Source organism: Occallatibacter sp. (genome assembly GCF_049510455.1).
Lineage (GTDB): Bacteria > Acidobacteriota > Terriglobia > Terriglobales > Acidobacteriaceae > Telmatobacter.
This window is the reverse complement of sequence record NZ_JBEKYX010000096.1, coordinates 1-21,744: the sequence shown is the minus strand read 5'-3', so window position 1 is coordinate 21,744 and position 21,744 is coordinate 1. Positions and strand designations below refer to the sequence as shown.

Here is a 21,744-nt window from a genome sequence, read left to right as displayed (position 1 = left end):
TTTAATTCCCCCCAGCGGTTGCGCAAGTTGTCTTCCTGTACATAATTGATCTTTGCCGCTCCTGTGCCCAAATCTGGAAAACAAGAGCCCCCAACGCAGATTTAAGACAGTAACCCAGGGATAAAGCACCCAGCCTCCAGCGATACACTGAAGATTCATTCCTTCGGCCCGAACCGAGGAGGGCAAAGCTCATCGCATCCATCGTTCTTCCGTCCGCACCATCCGAATCCCGGCCCGGCCGCTTCGGCATCTACGGCGGCCGCTACGTGCCGGAGACGCTCATGGCCGCGCTCCTCGAGCTTGAGCGCGAATACGAAGCCGCCAAAGCCGACGCCGCCTTCCAGACCGAGCTGGCCGATCTCCTCCGCGACTTCGCCGGCCGTCCCACACCGCTCTACTTCTGCAAGCGCCTAACCGAGCAACTCGGCGGCGCAAAAATCTACCTCAAGCGCGAAGACCTCCTCCACACCGGCGCGCACAAAATCAACAACTCGCTGGCCCAGGGCCTCCTCGCCAAGCGCATGGGCAAGCAGCGCATCATCGCGGAAACCGGCGCAGGCCAGCACGGCGTCGCCACAGCTTCCGTCTGCGCCCACCTCGGCCTCGAATGCATCATCTACATGGGCGAAGTCGACATGGCCCGCCAGCACCTCAACGTCCTCCGCATGAAGCTTCTCGGCGCAGAAGTTCGCGGTGTCTCCTCCGGCTCAAAAACCCTCAAGGACGCCATCAGTGAAGCCATGCGCGACTGGGTCACCAACGTCCGCACCACATACTACGTTCTCGGCTCGGCCCTCGGCGCGCACCCATACCCCACCATGGTCCGCGACTTCCAGCGCTGCATCAGCCGCGAAATGAAGCAGCAGATCCTCGAAAAAGAAGGCCGCCTTCCCACCGCCATCGTCGCCTGCGTCGGCGGCGGCTCCAACGCCATTGGAGCCTTCTACGAATTCATCAATGACCGCGAAGTCCGTCTCATCGGCGTCGAAGCCGGTGGCCGCGGCTCGGCCCTCGGCGAACACGCCGCCCGCTTCTCAGGCGGCAATCCCGGCGTGCTGCAGGGAACATTCTCCTACGTCCTTCAGGATGAAAACGGCCAGATCGCGCTGACGCATTCCGTCTCCGCCGGCCTCGACTACGCCTCCATAGGCCCGGAGCACGCCATGCTCCATGACACCAAGCGCGCCGAGTACACCTCACGCACCGACGCCGAGGCTCTCGACGCCCTCGTCAGGCTCTCCCGCACCGAAGGCATCCTGCCCGCGCTCGAATCCGCCCACGCCGTCGCGGAAGCTCTCGTGCTCGCACCCACGCTCACCCCGCGTGACATACTGGTGGTGAACCTCTCCGGACGCGGCGACAAGGACATGGGCATCATCGCTCAGGAACTGCATCTGGAGGGCTCCTAGCTAGCAACCGATGCCGATCAAGTTCCAATCCAAGCCGAGTTTAGTCATTTACCTAACCGCCGGCGATCCATCGCTCGAAGCCACCCGCGCCATCGCGCTCGAAGCCATTGACGCCGGAGCTGACGTCATCGAGCTAGGCGTCCCCTTCAGCGATCCTCTCGCCGACGGACCCGTCATCCAGCGCGCCTCGGAGCGCGCCCTCGCACGCGGCACCAGCCTCAAAGACGTCCTCGCTCTGGCCAAGGAAATCCGCTCCGCCCGCCCACAAGCCGGCCTCGTCATCTTCTCCTACCTCAATCCCATCCTGCGCTACGGCCTCGCGAAATTCGCTGACGACGCCAAAGCCGCCGGAGCCGACGGCGTCCTCGTCACCGACATCATCGTGGAAGAAGCAGCGGAGTTACTAGCCGAGCTCGACCGCGTCTCGCTCGCGCCCATCTTCCTCGCCGCGCCCACCAGCCCGGATGATCGTCTCGAAGCCATCGCCACACACAGCAAAGGTTTCATCTACGCCATCTCCCGCACCGGCATCACCGGCAAGCAGCAAAGCCTCACCAGCGATGCCCAGTCGCTCGTCGCCCGCATACGTCGATGGAGCACGCTGCCGGTGGCCGTGGGATTTGGCATCTCAAACGCCGCGCATGTGGCGCAGGTTGGAGAATTTGCCGATGCCGCGGTCATTGGCAGCGCCATTGTGGAGCTGATCGAGCGGTCCGCTCCGGAAGATAAGTCAGGCAATGCAGCCGCAGCCGCTGTATCCCGATTTATCAGGGGTCTGCGCCAGCCTGAAGCTGCGCTGACCCGGTAAAAGCAATCAACGCTCACGCTGAACTGTGTTTCAACTTCCGTTCCGCGCTCCTGTGCGAAGCAATCGTGCATTGGCGCTTATTGAGGACAAAGCATGACACTGGAAGAACTGCGGAAACGCATCGATGAACTGGATCAACAACTCGTAGCCGCGCTCAATGAGCGAGCCAAGGCGGCCATTCACGTCGGCCATCTCAAGGCAGCCACATCGCTGCCGGTCTATGAACCGGCCCGCGAGAAGCTCGTCTTGCAGAACGTGCGCTCGCATAACAGCGGGCCATTGCCGGACGTTGAGCTTACGCACATCTACGAGCGCATCATCGACGTCATGCGCGCCCTCCAGCGGAACGAGTTGGCTTCCGAAAGAAATGCTCAGGCAGCGGCACACGCGCCTGGCACCGACACCGGCGCACAGGCGCCTGAGACAGGGAACAAGCAATGATCGTAGCCATGCAGGAACACGCAACCGAAGAGCAGATCGATGATGTCATCGAAGTCATGACGGAAGCCGGCGTGGGCGTACACCGCACCACCGGCTCCTCGCAAACCATCCTCGCCGGCGTCGGCCCCACAGCTAAAGTCGATCTCGCGCAGTTTGAAAACATGCCGGGCGTCGAGCACGTCCATCGCATCAGCTCGCCTTACAAGCTCGCCGGCCGCGGCTTCCGTCCCGAAGGCACAATCGTCGAGTTCCGCAACGGCGTCAAAATCGGCGGCGAGCAGGTCGTCGTCATGGCAGGCCCGTGCTCGATTGAAAACAGGGAGCAGATGTTTGAAACCGCGCGCCGCGTCAAACTCGCCGGCGGCAGCTTCCTGCGCGGCGGAGCCTTCAAGCCTCGCTCGTCGCCTTATGCCTTCCAGGGTCTCGGAATCCCCGGCCTGGAGCTCATGCGCGAAGCAGCAGACGCACACGGCCTCTTAGTCGTCAGCGAAGTCATGGAGATCTCGCAGATCGAACCCATGTTTTCGCTCGTCGACCTCTTCCAGGTCGGTGCGCGCAACATGCAGAACTTCAATCTGCTCCGCGAGCTCGGCCAGTTCCGCAAGCCTGTCCTGCTCAAGCGCGGCCACGCCGCCACCATCGAGGAGCTTCTTCTCGCCAGCGAGTACATCCTCACCGGCGGCAACTACGACGTCATCCTCTGCGAGCGCGGCATCCGCACCTTCGAGACCGCCACGCGCAACACCATGGACATCTCAGCCATCCCGGTCGTCAAAAAACTCTCGCACCTGCCCATGGTCGGTGACCCCTCACACGGTACAGGCCGCCGCGATATGGTCGCCCCACTCGCACGCGCCGCCGTCGCCGCCGGAGCCGACGCAATCATCGTCGAGGTCCACCCCAACGCCGACAAGGCCGCATCCGACGCCGCACAAACGCTCTTCCCCGACCAGTTCGACAAGCTCATGAGCGAGCTGAAGACCATCGCAACTGCTGTCGGCCGCACAATGTAACATGCCGCTATAAAGAGAGCCCAATGAAATCTCGATGGACGCAGCTTACGTTGATCTGGGGTATTATTCTCGTTCCTCTCGGCTGCTTTCAATTCTTCTTCGCCTGGCAATTTTCGGATGCGGCAAAACGTGAAATTGCCAGTGTGGGAAAAATTGTCCATGCTTATCATGGAAGGGGCACAAGCTACCTCTATGTGTTCACTGTAGACGGCGTCAATTATCAGGACGATAGCGGCACGTGCGTGACACCGATTTCCCGGCTAGGCTGCAAAGAGGGCGCACCGGTACTGGTCTATTACGATCGGGAACATCTTTCGCTATCGCGGATGCAGGAATTTCAGGCGGCCAGCCGCGAGAAGCTTTTTGGGGGCGAGTGGGCAACCGGAATCGGGCTTCTGCTGCTCGGGCTGCACTTCTGGATCGGGAGAAATAGATCGGATTCAGAGGACTCGGAGGAATCCGATGATGCCGATGCGGACAAACCGGACAAGGAATCCGAGGTTCTTCATATCGCGCCAGGCCGGTAGTTTCGTACAGTAGTCTGAAGAAACCATGATCTCCCGCATAGCCATCCTGGGCACCGGCCTTCTGGGCGCATCCACAGGCGTGGCCCTGCGCGCCTCCGGCTTTTCCGGCTCCATCACCGGCTGGAATCGCAGCAAAGAAGGCGCACAAACAGCACTCGATTTAGGCGCCATCGACTCCATCGCGCCTGACGCCATCGCCGCAGCGCGCGAGGCACAGGTCATCGTCCTCGCCCCGCCCATCTTCGCCACACTCGATCTCATGGAGCAGCTCGCCCCCGCGCTCACGCCCGACCATCTCATCACCGACGTCGGCAGCACCAAAGCGCAGATCACCGCAGCCGCAGCCCGCCTCTACAACGCTCCCGGCAAGCCGGCATTCCTTCCCGGTCATCCCATGGCCGGCAAGGAGCGCGGCGGAGCCGAACTCGCCGACGGCAATCTCTTCCGCAATGCCGTCTGGATCTTCACCGACAATCCAGACGCCCAGCGCACCCCCCAAGCCGCTGCGCATGTCGAAGACTGGCGCACCCTCGTAGTCGCCATGGGCTCGCGCATTCTCGATCTCGACCCCATCCGCCACGACGATCTGGTCGCCTGGGTCAGCCACTTGCCGCAATTCACCGCCACAGCTCTCAGCGCATTGTTGGAAGAGGAAGTAGGCGACGCCCCCGAGCTCAAAGACGTCGGCGGACGTGGCCTGCGCGAGATGACACGCCTCGGCGCAAGCCCCTTTTCCATGTGGCGCGACATCGCCCACACCAACTCCGCCGCCATCGAGCGCGCACTCCTCAAACTCGAGCAACACCTTGCCCATATCCGCGAAAATCTACGCACCCCCGAGCTGCGCGACGAATTCACCCAGGCCAACGAATTCCGCAAGGAATAATTCCAATTGCATCTTTTTCGTTTTTAGACGAATATGTGACGGTGGCACGATTGGCAAAGGAGGAAAACAGAATGAGGAGTCAGAGTAATGACGATGCCATGGCGGAAATCTTTATAAAAGAGCCGGAATATGCTTTGTATCTCCTCAACGACATCCTCAAAGACGGCGATCAATCCGAGTTGCTGATCATGCTTCGCATCATGGCCAAGGCCTTCGGCGGCGTGCAAAAAGTCGCAGAAGAGGCCGGCCTCAACCCAACCCAGCTCTATCGCACGCTCTCCAGCCAGGGCAATCCGGAGTTTCGCAGCCTCGCAGCCATCCTCAAAGCCATGGGTCTGCGGCTTGCCGTGGAACGCGTAGAAGCCGTCTGACGCACAATCGCTTCTACCCCTTCTGCGCCTGCAGCTCCAGCAGAATCGCCGCGCCATGCGGGTCCAGGTTCACCGCGGAAGCCCGCCCGTTGTTCTCCTTCAGAATGGAAGCGCACAGGCTAAGGCCAAGACTCGCCGCGTCTCTCACCTCGCCCAGCACCGGACGCATATCCGCAAAGGGGTCAAAGGCCCGCGCAGGATCTTCAAAGCTCGCGCCGCTGTGCGCCACCAGAATCTGCACCTGGCTGCCTTCCGCCGTTGCCTCCAGCCGCACGCTGCGCCTGTTGTTCGTGCTTGCCTCCACCGCCGCAATCGCAAACTGAAGGCTGTGCAGCACAACCTGGCGCAGCGGCTGCGGCTGGCACATCACACGCGGCAAATCCGGTGCCACGTCAAACCGGAACTCGATCGACCGCCGCTGAAACTCCGGCCGGTATAGCCGCTCCATATCGGTCAGCAGCTCCGTCACGGAAACCGCCGCAAGCTGCGCGCCCGGCGGACGAACCACCCGCTGCAGGCTCTCAAGCGTAGAGCGCATCGTCCGCGCTCCGGAGAGAATCGCCTCCATGCCCTTGCGCTCCGATACATCCAGATGCTTTGAATCCGCAAGCAGCGAGGCATAGCCAAGAATCACCGTCAGCGGATTATGCAGCTGCTGCGAGACGCTTCCGGCAAGGTGGCCCACCACGGCAAACTTCTCCGCGTCGATCAATTGTTCCTGCATATGCGTCATTCCCCGCACCGCCTGCAGCCGCGCGGCCAGCAGCTCCACAGGCAGCAGGTCATCGGCTGCCAGAGGCTCGCCGCGCCGCATCCCGGCCAGCAGCAGCGCACCCTCCGCGCCGGAAGGCCCCCGCATCGGAACAGCCAGAACAGAGGTAAAGTGCAGACGGCGAAGATCGTCGCCTGGGCTGAGCAACGGCTCCAGATCCAACTGAACCGTCTGTGCGCCTTCCACCGCCAGCGGGTTCGCGCCCACAGCCAGAAAGCCATCTGCCGGAATCCGCCGCGCCAACGCGTCCAGTGCCGCTATCGTGGCCAGATCCAAACCCATCGAGCCATTGATACGGTAGGCTCCGCTCGGCTGCTGACACAGCATGGCCACCTGGGCAAATCGGCTGTTTTCCGCCACCTGCTGGCAGATGCGCATGGCATCGTGGTCCAGCTCCTTCACCCGCCTGCGGGAGAACGCCAGTGTGGAGTACGCTTCCATCTCCCGCCGTGCGCGCCGCTCCCGCTCGGCTGCGCTGCGGTTCATGGCAAGCTGATCCTCCAGCGCCAGCAGGATCAGGCCCAGTGCAGCCACCACCTTGCCCATCACTACGCAGCGGTTAATCACCAGCACCAGTTCCGGGTGCGGGGCAATGAACGGGTACTGAATGGTGAGACTCAGCGACCAGGCCGCAAAACCCAGCGCGCCCAGCACCACGCTGGGAGAAAAGCGCCGGCCCATCAGGATCAACAGCAGCGCGGTCATGAAGTGCGCCGAGCACTCGGAAAAAGTCAGCAGTGCGCCTGCGCCGAAATGCATATAAACAAAGGCGGCGCGCACGATCATAAGGCAGCAGACCACCGAAATCATCGCGCGCGAAAGTCGGCGTTTTTCGTCCAGCCTAAGTGCCCACACCAGCGCAATCGCAGCGGAGCACGCCGCAAGTACGGGAAGTACCACTGCGTATGAGCCGTATGGTTGCTGCTGGCCCAGAACCCCGTCATAGATCACCACATAAATCACGACCGGCAGCAGGAACAGAAACGCCAGCGGCAGCCGAAAGCGGCCTACGAATACATGCGCCGGAGCCAGGGACATGACAAAAAGCACCGCGCCCACCTGGATCGACACCATTCCCACTGCCGCCAGCCACGGATGCAGGTGCTCATTCGAGAAATTCCAGAAAACAAGCGCGTTGTAATGCTGCGCCATACGCACCAGCGCCAGCAAAAAACCGAAAAACCATAGCAGCGCGCGCCGGTCCTGAAAGCGCGCCGCAAGGTACGCAAGGCTCGGCAGGAGCAGAAGCGTCAGAGCAAATGCCGGAATCTGATAGTGTTCGTGCATGGGGGAGCCCAGAACAACTCCATTGTGCCATCTGAGGGGCTGAAATCGCGCAATGTTCCATGTACGCGGTTCTGTGCGTCTAACAGTATAGGGACAAACTGCAATTACTCCCGAAATGAGGAATCAGGCAGGAATGACTCGGATCAAACCATGGTCGGCGGCAATACTGGTTGGAGTGCTGACAATCGCCGTCTCCTCGGCGCATTGCGCCGCGCAGGAAAAAGACAGCTTTACACCCATGCCCCTCGACGCCGGCTTCGGCCGCATGGACATCACACCGCCCACCACACCCGCCGACGACATCATTAAGAAATTCGCCGCCAAGGAATCCGAGTTTCAGCAGGCCCTCAATCACTACACCTACCAGCGCCTCGCCCGCGTGCAGGAGGTCGATGACGACAACAAAGTCTCCGGCGAGTATTACCAGGTGGACGACGTCACCTTCGCGGACGACGGACGCCGCACCGAACGCACAACCTTCGCGCCCGAAAGCTCCCTCAAGCAGGTCATTATGACCCCCTCGGACATGCAGGACATTCAGAAGGGCTATCCCTTCGTCCTCACCACCGAAGAGATTGCCCAGTACGACATCAAGTATGTCGGACGTCAGAAAGTCGACGACATCGACTGTTACGTCTTCGATGTCAACCCCAAGCAGATCGTCAAAGGCCATCGTTATTTGTCGGGCCGCATCTGGGTCGATTCTGACGAGCTCCAGATCGTCGTCACCAACGGCCGCATGGTTCCCGACGACACGCGCAGAGGAAGCGAAGACCTCCATCCGCCGTTTATGACCTGGCGTCAGCAGGTAGACGGCCATTACTGGTTCCCCGTCTATACCCGCGCTGAAGGCATCCTGCACTTTGCCGGCGGCCGCGGCGCCATGGCAATGGACGTCCACATCCGCGACATCATCAAGTACACCGACTACAAGCGCTTCGGCTCAACCATCCGCATCATCGCAGGCGAAGAAGCCCCTGACCCCAATCAAAATCAGCAGCAACAGCAACCGAAAAAGCCGCAGTAGGCTCGCTGCCAGGCATTTTGTGAGCGCGTTGGCATCTGGGTGCGTCCTTTTTCCTGTTGGGAATCTGTTCAACACTGGAATCTGAAAGAAACCATGCGCAAGATTGTTCTTTCCGCCTGCCTCCTGCTGGCTTTCGCGGCTCCTGCTGCGATTGCGGCCCAAAGCCCCGCTCCTGCATCCCAGCTGCTCAACAAAATACCGCAAAACATTCTCGACGGCCTCGACGCCTTGCGCCATGACCAGCTCGATCAGGTGGAATCATCCTGGAAAAAGGGAGCGCTGACGAGCCTGGACGGAATCAGCTCCAGCCTGCGCAATAACAAGGATGAGCTCGGGGAATATCACGGCTTTGATCTGATTTCCCTGCAGAACATCTCTCCACGCATACGTGTAATTTACATCGCACTAAACTATGAGCGTGGACCGCAGTTCAGGAAATTCGTGACCTACAGAAATAGCACAGGCTGGGTTGTACTGGATCCCATAGAGATTTTGAACTCTTCCAACATGGCGGCTGTACTCGCAGCCAGACCGACGAACTGACGCGCTTTCGTCCCTGGTCCCTCAATAGAACAAATACTTCCTCCACCGATCATCCCCGCGCCCCAGCATCCGCATGATCTGCCTGCTGGTATGCAGTGAAAACGCCCTCGGCTCCCGCATCAGCTTCATATCGTCCATCTCATGCAGCATCCGGTTGCCCTTGCGGCGATTGCAGCCATGGCAGCACGCAACCAGGTTCTCCCAGGTCGAGTTGCCCCCGCGCGACCGTGGAATCACATGATCCAGCGTCAGCTCATTTGCCGGAAGCACCACGGCGCAGTACTGGCAAGCATTGCGGTCCCGCAGCAGAATATTTTTTCTCGAAAGCGCCCGCGTCTGGTGCGGAATCCGGCGATATTCGAGCAGGCGAATCACCGAAGGCATTGCCACGCGGCTTCTCTGTGCATGCAGCATCAGCCCGTGCTCCTCTTCTGTGCGCGCAATCCCCTTCAGCACCAGCACCAGCGCGCGCCGCGCACCGCAAATATTGATCGGCTCATACGATGCATTCAGCACCAGCACCGGCATCTGCAGCATGTGGTTGGAGTGCGCAGAGGTCGCAACCTCACCCGCATACGCAGCCGCCGCCACTACTCTGGCAATCGACTTCTGCTTCCGTGCATGAATCATGGCTTTTCCCAGCGACATCGGATGGCCCCTTCTCAGGTGGTGCCCCGTTTCAGGCGGTAAATGAGGTACTGGATAAGAACATGTTTTCGGTGCGCAGCGGCTCACTCTCATCTCGCAAAACGGGCTCGCCGGTTAAATGGTTTGCTTCCTGGGGATAATCACTCGAATCCTTCGCATCGCGCCGCGCGCGGGCCAGCGTGGCAATCCACACCGTCTCCGCTCCGGCTTCCTTCAGCGCCAGCGCCGCCGCGCGCGCCGTCGCGCCCGTGGTCAAAATATCGTCCACCACCAGCACATGCCTGCCGCGAACCATCTCCGGCTCGGACACACCAAACGCGCCATTCAAATTCACGCGCCGCTCATCCGCCGTAAGTCCTGCCTGGCTCTCGGTATTGCGCGTCCGCAGCAGGGATCTCTCAGCCAGCGCCAGCTTCCAATCCGGTCTCTTCCTGCCAAGCTCTCTTAGCGCCTCGCGCGCCAGCAGCCGCGTCTGGTTAAACCCGCGCGTGGCAGCCCTGCGCCTGTGCAGCGGAACCGGAACCACCAGCATCTCCTGCGGCGCCACGCCATAGAGTTCTTCAATGGCCGCAGCCAGCATCTTTCCCAGCCCACGCGCCGCCGGAGTCAGCCGTCCGTACTTCAGCTTGTGAATCGCCTCCCGCATCTGCTTGCGGTAAAGGCCAAAAAAAACGGCCTTCTCAAAGGCCGGTCTCTCGCGCAGGCATGCGCTGCAATGAGCTTGCTCCAAACTTTGGCTCTCAACTTCCGCATGGTCGCCGCACAGAACGCACAGATCCGTAGAGAAATCATGCGCATCGGCGGCAATCTCCACCCAGCAGACATCGCAAATTGGCGCGTAAGAATACTGCGGCATAGGATTGCCGCATAAAGAACAAGAGGTGGGATAAACCGTGGCGAGGACAATATCCAGAGGACTTCGCAGCACACGAGCCAGCGCGCGCCACCGGGTCGTCTCCGATGGGGGAACGTCGATCGTCAGGGAACCGGGGTTCCTGCTGAAGACGCACCTCACTCTCTGGGCAGCGTGTCGTACTGCCCCTTCCCCTTCATCCTACACCTGCCGCTGCCCTTCAGCACAACCCTCACCGCCCACTGCGGGAACTCTTTCCGCCACCTCTTTGCCTGAATTTGCACAATCACCCGCCAAACTCCCGCGCTTTCGTTCTCCGGCCAACTTGCTAACTCGCTATCGCGCGAAGCGCGGCTAACTCGCAAAAAAGAAAATCCGGCACTCCATTCATCTCCCCAGAAACCAGCTTTCGCGCTCCAATGTCATTAAGAAAGTTGCGCATGCGTTTCACCGGAATATACGCACTTTCGCTCCGAGCGATACACTTTACCCCGTGATCCGCAAGACCTTATCCATCGCATGCTGCCTCGTAGCGGCAGCTCTCACCTGCACGCTCATCACCGAATCGCAAACCCCGCAACCACCCACCTCGGCCCCGTCTCAATCCCAATCCTCCGGCGTCTCCGGCGGCCTCGGCGCCGCAGCCATCTACGACAGCGACCACCGCCCCATCACCGCCGGCGGATTTGTCGACTCCGGCCCCATCGTCTTTCAGGACGTCACAAAAGCCGCCGGCCTCGCCAACTGGACCCATAAAATGGGCACGTCCGAAAAGAACTTCATCCTCGAAACCAACGGCTCCGGCGTCGCCCTCCTCGATTACGACAACGACGGCTGGCTCGACATCTACCTCGTCAACGGAGCCACCTTCAACTCGCTCGACGGCAAGGAAACCCCACCCCGCGCCGCGCTCTTTCACAACAATCACGACGGCACATTTACTGACGTAGCCACCAAAGCCGGCGTCACCAACGACCGCTGGGGCTTCGGCGTCAGTATCGCCGACTTCGACAACGACGGCTGGCCCGACATCTACGTCGGCAACTACGGCAAAAACCGCCTCTACCGCAACAACCACGACGGCACATTCACCGACGTTGCGGAAAAAGCCGGCGTCGCCCTAGGCAACTGGTCTCCCGGCTCCACGTGGGGCGACTACGACGGCGACGGCCAACTCGACCTCTACGTCACCGGCTACGTCCACTTCGACCGCAACAACATGCCCACCAGCCGCTCCAAAGCCACCAACTACACGCAGTGCCTCTACCGCGGCGTCAACGTCAACTGCGGCCCGCGCGGCCTGCAGGGCGAGCCCGATCACCTCTTCCACAACAACGGCGACGGCACCTTCACAGACGTCACGCAAAAGGCCGGCGTCGAAGACAAAGACAAGGCCTACGGCTTCACCGCCATCTTCATCTCGCTCAACGCCAACGGACGCCCCGATCTCCTCGTCGGCAACGACTCCACGCCCAACTTCCTCTACGTCAACAAAGGCGACGGCGCCTTCGACGATCAGGGCTACTCATCCGGCTTCGCGCTCAATGACGCAGGCCGCGAAATCGCCTCCATGGGCATCGCCGCCGGCGACTACGAGAACAACGGTCAGGTCGATTTCTTCGTCTCCGACTTCGGCGACGATTACAAAGTCCTCTATCGCAACGACGGAACAGGATCAACAAACGTAAACTTCACCGACGTCAGCTACCGCACGGGCGTCGCCCAGCCCACCATCCCCTTCGTCGGCTGGGGCACCGGCTTCCTCGACTACGACAACGACGGCTGGCTCGACCTCTTCATGGTCAACGGCCACGTCTACCCGCAAGTCGATCAGCACGAGTGGGGCACAAGCTGGGCCGAGCGCCCGCTGCTCTTCCACAACATCCCCGGCAAAGAAGCTCCAAACTCAAAAGCACCCGCAGGCCGCCGCTTTGAGCTAGTTCCTCCCGTCAAAAACACCGGCCTTGCCATGGTCCTGCCCGCTCGCGGCGCAGCCTTCGGCGACCTCTTCAACGACGGCAAGATCGACGTAGTCATCAACCCTGTCGATGGCCCTCCCGTCCTGCTCAAAAACGTCAACCCCGACCATCATCACTGGGTCGAACTCAAGCTCATCGGCGGCACCGATCCCAAAACCGGCAAAAAAAGCCCACGCGACGCCACCTGCGCCACCGTCTTCCTCACCGCAAACGGAATGAAGCAGCGCCAGGACGTACTCTCCAGCGGCAGCTACATCAGCGCCAATGACCGCCGCCCGCACTTCGGCCTGGGCGACTCGACCGACCCCGGCTCAGCAGAGATCCACTGGCCCAACAGCCACATCGAAACCATCAAGCTCCCCACCCCCGACCGCATCTACACCATCGAAGAAAACAAAGGCATCACCAGCTCCCTCTGCACCGGCAAACCCTGCGCCGCCCAGTAGTGCCGCTCTCACTACAGTCCGTCATCCTGACCGTAGCCGTTTTTCAGGCGGAGGGAAGGACCTGCTTTTGTTTTTTGTTGTTCGCCAGCATCAGCACCATCAAGGGTGCCCCATCCATTTCACAGCAGTATCGTGAAATGGGTGGGACAGCAACCATCTATCCTTGAGCTTCGTAATAGGGTATGGCCTAATCGCCCGGCAAACCACACAATCGCTTTTTCCATCCTCTAAGCTCGTCTCGCATCTCTATAAACGGAGCCACCTTGCCGAACACCGAGAACCCATCCTCACCCGTCGCTGCAACCACGCAAAAACGCACCACGCATCCAAATCTGATCCTCGCCATCTGCTGCACCAGCCTGCTCATCGTCGGCATGGACGTGACAATCGTCAACGTCGCCCTGCCCGCAATCCAGTCTGATCTGCACGCGCGCCTCGCCGGCCTCCAATGGATCCTCGACGCCTACACGCTCGTAGTCGCCAGCTTCCTCATGCTCTCCGGATCAATCTCTGACCGCTTCGGCCGCCGCAGAGTCTTTCAGATCGGCCTCGCCGTCTTCATCCTCGGTTCGCTCCTCTGCAGCCGCGCAGCCACCATTGAGCAGCTCATCGCCTTCCGCGCACTCCAGGGCTTCGGCGCATCCATGCTCAACCCCGTCGCGCTCTCCATCATCGCGAATGCCTTCCCGGCGCCCAGGGACCGCGCCCGCGCCGTAGGCGTCTGGGGCGCAGTAGCAGGTCTCTCGCTCGGCATCGGCCCGCTCATCGGCGGAGCGCTCACAGAAACCATCGGCTGGCGCGCCATCTTCTGGATCAACATCCCCATCGGCATCACCGCCGCCATCCTCGCCGCATTGTTCGTCCCGGAATCGAAAGCCGCCCGCGCCCGCGCCTTCGATCCCGTCGGCCAATCCCTCGTCCTCATCGGCCTGGCAACCCTCACCTACGGCGTAATCGAAGGCCCTCATGCGGGCTGGACATCGCCAAAAATCCTCGGAATCTTCGCCGTCACAGCAGCGGCGTTTCTATCCTTCGTCCTCTATGAACCGCGCCGCCGCGACCCACTGCTCGACCTGCGCTTCTTCCGCAGCATCCCATTCTCCAGCGCCACAGTGATAGCCCTCTGCGCCTTCGGGTGCTTCGCTGGCTTCCTCTTCCTCAACGCACTCTACCTGCAGCAGGTGCGCGGCTTCACCGCATTCCATACGGGCCTCTTCACGCTCCCACTCGCCGCCACCATGATCGTGGCATCGCCCTTATCTGGCCGCCTCGTAGCAGCACACGGAACACGCGCATCTCTGCTCATAGCAGGCGCAGCATTCCTGGCCAGCACACTCATCCTCACGCAACTTGACCGGCAGACGCCCATCATCTGGCTTCTTGCCGTCTACGCCTTCTTCGGCATCGGTCTCGGCATGTCGAACCCCGCCATCACCAACAGCGCAGTCGCCGGAATGCCCTTGTCGCAGGCAGGCGTAGCCGCCGCCATCGCATCCACCAGCCGCCAGGTAGGCGCAGCAATGGGAGTCGCAGTAGCCGGAACCGTCGTCGCATCCAGCCGCGCCCTCGGCGGCGATTTCACCACCGCCACGCACCCCATCTGGTGGACCATGACCGCCTGCGCCGCAGCCATGCTCCTCATCGGCTTCGGCTCAAGCACAGCCTGGGCCCGCGCCAGCACGGAACAAGTAGCGCACCTGCTCGATGGACAACACTGAGCGGTGTCCGACGAATCGGGAATTGTCTTCCGGAGGGAGCAGGGGCCTTTAACTCTGATTAAGTGGCACGAACGGTAGGTCACGGCTTCAGCCGTGACATAAATGCAGCAAAATCAATGCGGCTTTAGCCGCTGAGGTATGCTTCACGGACTTAATCAGACCTTCCTTAGGCCCCTGAATTGTGGGCTCCATTTTGAAGGGCTTTAGCCCTGGGCTCTTTTCGGAATCGCTGCAAAGAAAGCGAAAACCAATTCCTCTGCCACTCCCTGACCTGCTGGTAAATTGAGATGCCTATCGCTCTCAACGAAAATGGAACACCGCCTGCCCACTGAATTAAATTGGTTTCGGCAATCTCGGAGGCCATCGCATGAACCGGAACAGCAGCATCGCCTCAAAGTCGATCCGAATTATCCTCGCAACCGCGGTTCTCTGCGCCATTGGCGCATTCTTCGCCTGCCGTCCCAGCCCTTCGGCAGCAGCCGCATCCGTCCCTGACGACTCCAACTGGGCCACCTACGGCAACTCGCGCTTCGCCTACTCCATCTGCTACCCCAAGAATCTTCTGGACCCGCAGGGCGAGTCACCCAATGGCGACGGCCAGAAATTTCTCGCAAAGGATGGAGCGCAGCTCCTCGTCTACGGCAGCAACAACGCGCTCAACGAATCCGTCAATGACATTTTCAATCGCACAGCATCCCGCCTCGCCGGAGCATCCGGAAAAGTCACCTACAAAGCCGTCAAGCCGGCATGGTTCGTACTCTCCGGCCAGCACGACAGCACCATCTTTTACGCAAAAACCCTCTACGCAAAAGACCTCATCGTATCTTTTGAATTCACCTACAACAGCGCGCAATCAAACGTCTACAACCCCGTCGCGGCAAAGCTCGCCTCATGCTTCGCAAAGGCGCCATAAGCTGATCGAGATCATCAGGGCTGCCGTATCGGCATCCCGTCCGATGCGCCATCGTACTGATAAAGATCGTGTGCCTTCATCGTTTTCCGCAGCTTTCCGCCATAATCCGGGTCGGTCGCATACACCCCCGTCAACGCATCGGCAAAGGCATTCGGATCGTCCATGTGCTTGCGCGCACTCGTGTAATGTTTGTCTGTTGCCAGCAGTTGTCCATGCTCGTCGAACGCATCGTCAAGCGAATCGAACTTCCGGAACTTCGCCTGGATCGTAATCCACTTTCCGCCTTCAAATTCCTTGGTAGACGCCGTGACATACGGCTGGTTGCCAACCGCCTTGATCCCAAATGGATTATTGCTTCCCGTAGGCATCGACCTGCCCCAGCTGCTTTCAAGAGCCCACTGGGCAATCGTCACCGCTGCCGGAATCTTCCACGCTTTTTGCGCCGCCTGGGCAGCCGTAATCACACTCGCGGGAATCTGTATCGACGATCCATGCTTGCGCCCGGCGCGGGCACTCAGATAATTCCACGTCTCGCTGCCCGGATCAATCCGCCCCGTCGCATGAGCCAGATGCAGGTACCGCGTCTGCACCTGCGTAATCTCAACAATCGTCAACGGGCCGCACGAGCCGTCCACAGACAACGGCCGAAAGGGAATGGGAGGATACGCGTTAATCAGCCGTTGAATCAACCGCACATCGTTCCGGTGATTCGTTCCGCCCTGACCCACAGAAGATGTAAGAGAATTGCCGGCCATCGATCATGCCCCCGATTCCTTCAAGCGTTCCTGACCTTAAGTGTCCTGACCCAGGCGTTTTGAGATCAGATCAACACTATAACGCGCAGCAGAACCAGGCGGGAATCATTCGGCGAAACAGCAGCGTCTCAATTTGAATTGCTTCGTAACAGGGCACGGCTTTACAGCTTGCGGAAAAACTCAAATCGGACCAGCTTTGTAACAGGGCACGACTTGACAACTTCAGTCGTACCGTAACTCCCCCAAAATAAATCTGGCCTTTAGCCTCTGCGGATGTCTTTCAATCGAACTGAGCCACTACATCTGTCCAAACTCACGCCTGCATCAACCAGTGCCTTGCCTTCAGAGCGCTCGTTCCTGTTCACCGCTGCGGAGCAGTTCCGGCCTCACACCGGATTCCCTTTTCACCCGGTTTTCATCCACCACGAACCGCGAAGCAAAGTAACCATTGCACGGGGCCAGGCTCAAATCATCGTCCACACCTTGTGATTCCCATGCAAAAACCACCAGCACCAAAACGCACAACACCCAACCCAAAACAACCCCGACACTTACCAATTTGCGTTTCAAAAAAGCACAAAAATCCATTCCCGCAATTTGAGAATTTTGAGACTAATATTGGTGAACACAAGCCGACTCAACACTGATCGTATATCGGTGAAGTCTCAGGAACTGTCACAGCGAACCAAAGGCTGTATTGCGACACGGAACAGAGGATACCTCTAACGCGGAGTTACTGAGTAAATCATAGCTAGCAATGTAAATAAATCATTTTCAGTACCGATGTGCGAATGCGTACACAAACTTCACCCGTGTGGAACCACACTGGTGATTGTGTAGTGCCCTCTATATTTTTCTCTCGAACACCTTCCTATACTCGGATTGGTTCTACCGCTACATCCGCAAGAAAGATTGGTCGCTCGTCATTCTGCGACCTCCGGTTCTGACTCAGCGAGTCAAATCCACATTCTGTGCGAATCCGAAGGGAAGTTATTATGAGAGTTGCGCGACCGTCGCTATTGCTGATCTATGCCCTTTTCGTTTCTCTGTATGCCGCCTATGCCAATGCTGCAGCTAATCCAAGCTTTGGGACGCCAGTTCCGATGGTTTCGACAACCATAACCGCAGAAGCAGGCCCAGCCATCACCGGATCTAATAACGTAATCCTGATCAGGCAAGCGGCGCACAGCGGCTCTGAAAGTTCTTCAAGCGGAAAGATCACGCTAGCCCTGCCCGCAGGAACTAGGAGTGAAACGTTGAAGGTTGTTCTGAATGGCCGGGACGTTAGCTCGCGGTTCGTTTCAACCACGTGCTCGGAGGGTGTGTGTGAGGAAGCCACTTTGACTTCTATCGATGGCCTTCTTGAAAAGAATGTCCTGTACGCCATTGCGAAGAAAGCTGACGAGACCTTAGCTAGCGGACGGTTACGTTTTACCGGTCCTGCGGCGAATGGCGAAGAGGGCGCTGCATTGACTCGGCACTCTCTTTCGTCCGCGGCAACCGCTCCTTACCCCACAAACAGCAACTTTCTACCGCCCTCGGTCGGATTCAGTGTGGCACAGGGTGGTTGGCAGAGTGGGCAACCTTGGATCACTGTTGGCTCGCTGCAGAGCTATCCCGACAGCAGTTTCAGCTGCCCCAGTGCATACATCACAGTTGTGCTGAACAGGGCGACGTTAGCACCTATAGATACTCATTGCAGTTCTGTTGGATCCGAGCTGAAAAACTATCTCAGCACCCTGGCCTCCAATGAGTTAGTTATCGTTGGGACAACCGCGAATGCAGGCAAGAATGTGGCATATGACCAGATTGACACCACTCCCATTGGCGGAAGTGTATATAACTGCGCATTACATCCTTGTGGGGTCGAGCCTTCGCAATCTAACCTGCAACCCCTCAGCTACCTCGCAATTGGGGCTGGGGGTGCGCAGGCTGGAACCGCTTACGAAAACTTTGACATCTATCAGACAGGCGAGCAGTATGGCGCGTTTGCAACCGGCATGCTGGTGGAGGATGTAAGCGGCAACTATAACTTTCAGAGTGCTCAGGCTGTCGAGTATACCGTCAATCCAGATCCGGCACAGAGCACTGTGACCATCTACGGCACACGATCGTTTTCTCGTTATTCGGACTACACCAAGCCCGATACTTTGGTTTTTTACTCCCCGACAGGAGTGACCAACGGCTACTGGTTGCTGGTGCTGCGGCGCGATGACCTGGATTTTGTTGCGGGACCGCCAACAAACTACGAGAACTGCCAAGCCGTGACCGATCCTGCATTGCCGCAGACCAATGAAAAAGAATGCGGAACGTTTTACGCCACGGGGGCAGCGGACGACCCGACAGCTACGCAGGCATACCAAAAACTTGCTTCTGATCTGAATCAAATCGGGCCCGATGAACTGGTGTTTCTTGTAACCGTTGGGACCGGAGCCGCAGCTAACAAGGAAAACTCATTCGCCGTGGCTGACACGTCCTACAAGGATGCGAACAATACCACTCAGTATGCCTATTATCAGCAGTTCGGACCCGCGCTGGAGCGATTTGGCGGAACTCCGATTACCACTTTAAACCTGAACCGCGCCGGTTCGACTTACAGCCTGGTTTCCTGTACAAACTGCGGTAACGCCCTGACCGGACACTCTGTCATTTCTTCCACTATTTTCTCGCAGCAGGGGCAAACCGGATTTATTCACGGACTATTGAATCGTAATCTTAATGGGCTCTACTGGCCGACGGAAAGCTCCCAGGAAACTGCGGCACAGAATTCGGCCGGACAAGGGGCTAACTTTTTCATTAGCAAACTGAATGGTATGCAACCGGTGGAGTGGCCGGAGTTGACGAGCACGTTGTTGCCGGGAGCCAGCACGGCGACCGGTCAAGTTGCGGCATATCACTACATCAGCTATCAATTGATTACTCAGTACTACATTCCGACTGCAAGTGGAACGTATCTCGATGACCTTCACGCTTACTTTACCGGTTCGCTAAATACTCTCATTAACTACAACACGTTCAACCCCGCCAACCTTCCTTTTCCAGGCGCGTCCGGAAGCTGCTATCCCTGGAACGATCCGGTGACGGGCACCACGCTGGACTGCTTTACGCAACAGGATTTCACTGCAGTAGCTTTGCAGCTTAAAACCGAGGTTCTCTATCTCGATAATGCTCTTCTGTATTTGATCAACGGATCGACAAACATGAAAGATGTTGTTGCCACCGGCAACAGCAGCGCAGCCTTGGCCCTGATAGGAGCGGCTTCCAACATTCAAGGCAGTACTCTTGCGCCTCCACCGGCCACTCCTGTGAGTGTGAATGCAGCGAACATAGTAAGCCTGGTGGGATCTGTGGTGAACGTTGGCCTGACTATCGAAAGTGGCGGCCTTATTCCTTCGGGCGCAAGTGACTTGCTGAAAAACGCCGTCTCGGGCGGTGTAACGGTCGTAGGCGACTTGTTTACGGGAGCAAGCGCGATTGCTGGAGGATTGACGTCAGGGGCCGCAGGCGCCAGCGGCGGCGCACCGTTGCCCAGCCCGGATTACACGTTTGAGACCACAATCGGCGCCTTGGCAAACAGTGGTCTGCAGTCGGGTATTACCGCCGGATTTGATGTCACGGTCGATAACATTTTGTCTGATTGGAACAAGCTGTCGATTCTGGGACCGCAGATCACAGACACAAGCAACTTGCTTTATTCCTCCAACCAGGCTGCCCAGAACGTAGACATTGCTATCTTGGGCCAGGCGTCGCAACGAAGCATGTACATGTCATTGCTTCCAGTCTATTACTCCATTCAGTACTATCCGTCGTGGTATGGAAACTTACCGAGCACGTTTAATCCCGACATGGGGGGATGGAAGAACCAGGAAGGCTGCCACACCTGGTATAGCCCCAGCAAGATTCCGGCGTTTACCAGTAACTGGTATCCAACGTACGCCGGAACACCTGCATACTTTTCGAAGATGATTCCTAACAATCCCAACCCTGTCGATTACTACATCATTGGCGGTACTCCTCAGAACCCGGGATCGCTGAACGAGACAATCCAGACACTGGACGGTCCTCTGGCGAACAACTTATTTGCATCGACTGGCCTGAATATGCCTTTTGATCTATTTGTTGCCCGCACAGGCCCGATGCAGTCTATGTTCCTGGACTCGACCGCGAACGGCTTTGATGGCTGGCCCGCGAATCAGACCTGTTCAGGTCAAGTGACGAACGGCTATCTTGGCGGCGCTCCGTCCTCTCCATACGACACCACCCTGGTCCTGACCTCACCTTCGTCGTCTGTTGTGGGGCAAGCAGTTGCGCTCTCCGCCCAGGTCAGCGCACAAACTGGAATACCGACAGGCACCGTTATCTTCCAGGATGGGGCGACGGTGTTGGGCCACGCTACACTCAACACGAGTGGTGCAGCCACCCTGTCGGTGAGTGGACTGACCTTGGGCACGCACTCTTTCGTTGCCTATTACCTTGTGAATTCGCCATATTCTGCCGCTATGTCAGCTCCCGAAACACTGACCGTTTATGCCAACTCTCCAGACATGATTATGAGCCTAGGTGCGCAAGAAGTGACGGTAGATTACGGTGCGACGTCATCCGCGATTTCGGTTCAGGTTACATCGGAATCAGGATTGGCAGGATCGGTGCAGTTCAGTTGCACGGGGCTACCCAGTGGGCTGACATGTAACTTCAATCCGACGCAAGCGAGTATTTCCGCGGGAGGCGCGGCAAGCACGTCACTGACGATTGCAGGGAAATCAACGGAAGCTGCTTCCATGTGGACGGGAGTTTTGGGAATCCTCTTTGCACCGCTCACGCTCTTTTGCCTGCAAAGGATGCGCAAGGGGGGGGCTCTTATCTCTGCTGCGCTCAGCATTATGGTCCTGTCGATGATCACATTTGGATGCATGCTGGGATGCTCCGGCGGGGGCACAAACCACGGGCTAGAGGCGGGAGCAAAGACGATTCTCGTAAATGCGACATCGGGTTCCGTCACAAAAACAACTCCGCTGATCCTCAACATCAAATAACAGTCTTTATGGGCGGCGAAAAAACATCCGTCGCCCATTACTAAAGTCCAACTCCCTTTCGTAACGTCCCCACCCAAAGAAAGTTTGCATGCAATTAACCCCAAATATGCTTTACTCATAATGAGTAGAAAAAAGCCACGGCCCGAACCTTAACCGGTTCGGGCCGTTCCCTTTTTCGCACTATGGATTGCACAAATGCGCGGGAGGTAGGCCGGGGATTTATCCCCGGCAATAAGTCTATGGATTGCACAAATGCGCAGGAGGTAGGCCGGGGATTTATCCCCGGCAATAAGTCTATGGATTGCACAAATGCGC

At 58.5% G+C, this 21,744-nt stretch carries 17 protein-coding genes and 1 riboswitch; of the genes, 13 read left to right on the top strand and 4 right to left on the bottom strand.

The annotated features are described in order from the left end of the window. Positions 1-200 precede the first annotated feature (200 nt). From trpB to ABSG47_RS16620, 7 genes are all read left to right on the top strand, one after another. Complete coding sequence (gene trpB, locus ABSG47_RS16650) at positions 201-1,409, top strand: tryptophan synthase subunit beta (RefSeq protein WP_424170825.1); 1,209 nt, start codon at positions 201-203, stop codon at positions 1,407-1,409. A gap of 10 nt (positions 1,410-1,419) precedes the next feature. After that, positions 1,420-2,217: a tryptophan synthase subunit alpha gene (trpA, locus tag ABSG47_RS16645; protein ID WP_424170824.1), complete on the top strand. Its 798-nt coding sequence runs from the start codon at positions 1,420-1,422 to the stop codon at positions 2,215-2,217. Positions 2,218-2,310: 93 nt separating this feature from the next. Continuing rightward, positions 2,311-2,658 (top strand): chorismate mutase, encoded by a 348-nt coding sequence (locus ABSG47_RS16640; protein WP_424170823.1) that lies wholly within the window; start codon positions 2,311-2,313, stop codon positions 2,656-2,658. Continuing rightward, the gene (aroF, locus tag ABSG47_RS16635; RefSeq protein WP_424170822.1) at positions 2,655-3,671 is read left to right on the top strand and encodes a 3-deoxy-7-phosphoheptulonate synthase; all 1,017 of its coding nucleotides are present in this window, start codon (positions 2,655-2,657) and stop codon (positions 3,669-3,671) included. Before ABSG47_RS16640 ends, aroF begins: the two co-directional genes overlap by 4 nt. A gap of 23 nt (positions 3,672-3,694) precedes the next feature. Beyond that, positions 3,695-4,198 carry a hypothetical protein gene (locus tag ABSG47_RS16630; protein WP_424170821.1) on the top strand — a complete coding sequence of 168 codons (504 nt, stop codon included), beginning with the start codon at positions 3,695-3,697 and terminating at the stop codon, positions 4,196-4,198. A gap of 25 nt (positions 4,199-4,223) precedes the next feature. Next, positions 4,224-5,084: a prephenate dehydrogenase gene (locus ABSG47_RS16625; protein WP_424170820.1), complete on the top strand. Its 861-nt coding sequence runs from the start codon at positions 4,224-4,226 to the stop codon at positions 5,082-5,084. A 71-nt stretch (positions 5,085-5,155) separates the two neighbouring features. Continuing rightward, positions 5,156-5,455: an addiction module antidote protein gene (locus ABSG47_RS16620; RefSeq protein ID WP_424170819.1), complete on the top strand. Its 300-nt coding sequence runs from the start codon at positions 5,156-5,158 to the stop codon at positions 5,453-5,455. A gap of 13 nt (positions 5,456-5,468) precedes the next feature. On the opposite strand, the gene ABSG47_RS16615 is transcribed toward ABSG47_RS16620, so the two are convergent. Further along, complete coding sequence (locus ABSG47_RS16615; protein WP_424170818.1) at positions 5,469-7,514, bottom strand: sensor histidine kinase; 2,046 nt, start codon at positions 7,512-7,514, stop codon at positions 5,469-5,471. Between the two features lie 133 nt (positions 7,515-7,647). Between ABSG47_RS16615 and ABSG47_RS16610 the strand changes: the two genes are divergently transcribed. Beyond that, positions 7,648-8,541, top strand: a complete 894-nt coding sequence (locus tag ABSG47_RS16610) for a LolA-like protein (RefSeq protein ID WP_424170817.1) — start codon at positions 7,648-7,650, stop codon at positions 8,539-8,541. A 93-nt stretch (positions 8,542-8,634) separates the two neighbouring features. After that, entirely contained in the window at positions 8,635-9,084 is a 450-nt protein-coding gene (locus tag ABSG47_RS16605; protein ID WP_424170816.1) for a hypothetical protein, read from the top strand. A 21-nt stretch (positions 9,085-9,105) separates the two neighbouring features. Here the strand turns inward: ABSG47_RS16605 and ABSG47_RS16600 are convergent, their stop codons facing one another. Continuing rightward, positions 9,106-9,732, bottom strand: coding sequence for an HNH endonuclease (locus ABSG47_RS16600; protein ID WP_424170815.1), 627 nt, complete (start codon positions 9,730-9,732; stop codon positions 9,106-9,108). A gap of 31 nt (positions 9,733-9,763) precedes the next feature. Then, positions 9,764-10,588 carry a ComF family protein gene (locus ABSG47_RS16595; RefSeq protein WP_424170814.1) on the bottom strand — a complete coding sequence of 275 codons (825 nt, stop codon included), beginning with the start codon at positions 10,586-10,588 and terminating at the stop codon, positions 9,764-9,766. Between the two features lie 490 nt (positions 10,589-11,078). Between ABSG47_RS16595 and ABSG47_RS16590 the strand changes: the two genes are divergently transcribed. From ABSG47_RS16590 to ABSG47_RS16580, 3 genes are all read left to right on the top strand, one after another. Next, the gene (locus tag ABSG47_RS16590) at positions 11,079-13,010 is read left to right on the top strand and encodes a CRTAC1 family protein (protein WP_424170813.1); all 1,932 of its coding nucleotides are present in this window, start codon (positions 11,079-11,081) and stop codon (positions 13,008-13,010) included. A 263-nt stretch (positions 13,011-13,273) separates the two neighbouring features. Beyond that, positions 13,274-14,728, top strand: coding sequence for a DHA2 family efflux MFS transporter permease subunit (locus ABSG47_RS16585; protein ID WP_424170812.1), 1,455 nt, complete (start codon positions 13,274-13,276; stop codon positions 14,726-14,728). A gap of 367 nt (positions 14,729-15,095) precedes the next feature. Beyond that, positions 15,096-15,641 carry a hypothetical protein gene (locus ABSG47_RS16580; RefSeq protein ID WP_424170811.1) on the top strand — a complete coding sequence of 182 codons (546 nt, stop codon included), beginning with the start codon at positions 15,096-15,098 and terminating at the stop codon, positions 15,639-15,641. Between the two features lie 14 nt (positions 15,642-15,655). Here the strand turns inward: ABSG47_RS16580 and ABSG47_RS16575 are convergent, their stop codons facing one another. Next, entirely contained in the window at positions 15,656-16,396 is a 741-nt protein-coding gene (locus tag ABSG47_RS16575) for a glycoside hydrolase family 73 protein (RefSeq protein ID WP_424170810.1), read from the bottom strand. 253 nt (positions 16,397-16,649) lie between these two features. After that, a riboswitch (cobalamin riboswitch) is annotated at positions 16,650-16,846 on the bottom strand. 545 nt (positions 16,847-17,391) lie between these two features. Between ABSG47_RS16575 and ABSG47_RS16570 the strand changes: the two genes are divergently transcribed. Next, complete coding sequence (locus ABSG47_RS16570; protein ID WP_424170809.1) at positions 17,392-21,429, top strand: Ig-like domain-containing protein; 4,038 nt, start codon at positions 17,392-17,394, stop codon at positions 21,427-21,429. Positions 21,430-21,744: the final 315 nt, after the last annotated feature.

Excerpts from the sequence above, each read along its gene's own strand:
- trpA (WP_424170824.1), top strand. The coding sequence starts at position 1,420 with ATGCCGATCAAGTTCCAATCCAAGCCGAGTTTAGTCATTTACCTAACC.
- ABSG47_RS16640 (WP_424170823.1), top strand. The coding sequence starts at position 2,311 with ATGACACTGGAAGAACTGCGGAAACGCATCGATGAACTGGATCAACAA.
- aroF (WP_424170822.1), top strand. The coding sequence starts at position 2,655 with ATGATCGTAGCCATGCAGGAACACGCAACCGAAGAGCAGATCGATGAT.
- ABSG47_RS16630 (WP_424170821.1), top strand. The coding sequence starts at position 3,695 with ATGAAATCTCGATGGACGCAGCTTACGTTGATCTGGGGTATTATTCTC.
- ABSG47_RS16625 (WP_424170820.1), top strand. The coding sequence starts at position 4,224 with ATGATCTCCCGCATAGCCATCCTGGGCACCGGCCTTCTGGGCGCATCC.
- ABSG47_RS16620 (WP_424170819.1), top strand. The coding sequence starts at position 5,156 with ATGAGGAGTCAGAGTAATGACGATGCCATGGCGGAAATCTTTATAAAA.
- ABSG47_RS16615 (WP_424170818.1), bottom strand. The coding sequence starts at position 7,514 with ATGCACGAACACTATCAGATTCCGGCATTTGCTCTGACGCTTCTGCTC.
- ABSG47_RS16610 (WP_424170817.1), top strand. The coding sequence starts at position 7,648 with ATGACTCGGATCAAACCATGGTCGGCGGCAATACTGGTTGGAGTGCTG.
- ABSG47_RS16605 (WP_424170816.1), top strand. The coding sequence starts at position 8,635 with ATGCGCAAGATTGTTCTTTCCGCCTGCCTCCTGCTGGCTTTCGCGGCT.
- ABSG47_RS16600 (WP_424170815.1), bottom strand. The coding sequence starts at position 9,732 with ATGTCGCTGGGAAAAGCCATGATTCATGCACGGAAGCAGAAGTCGATT.
- ABSG47_RS16595 (WP_424170814.1), bottom strand. The coding sequence starts at position 10,588 with ATGCCGCAGTATTCTTACGCGCCAATTTGCGATGTCTGCTGGGTGGAG.
- ABSG47_RS16580 (WP_424170811.1), top strand. The coding sequence starts at position 15,096 with ATGAACCGGAACAGCAGCATCGCCTCAAAGTCGATCCGAATTATCCTC.
- ABSG47_RS16575 (WP_424170810.1), bottom strand. The coding sequence starts at position 16,396 with ATGGCCGGCAATTCTCTTACATCTTCTGTGGGTCAGGGCGGAACGAAT.
- ABSG47_RS16570 (WP_424170809.1), top strand. The coding sequence starts at position 17,392 with ATGAGAGTTGCGCGACCGTCGCTATTGCTGATCTATGCCCTTTTCGTT.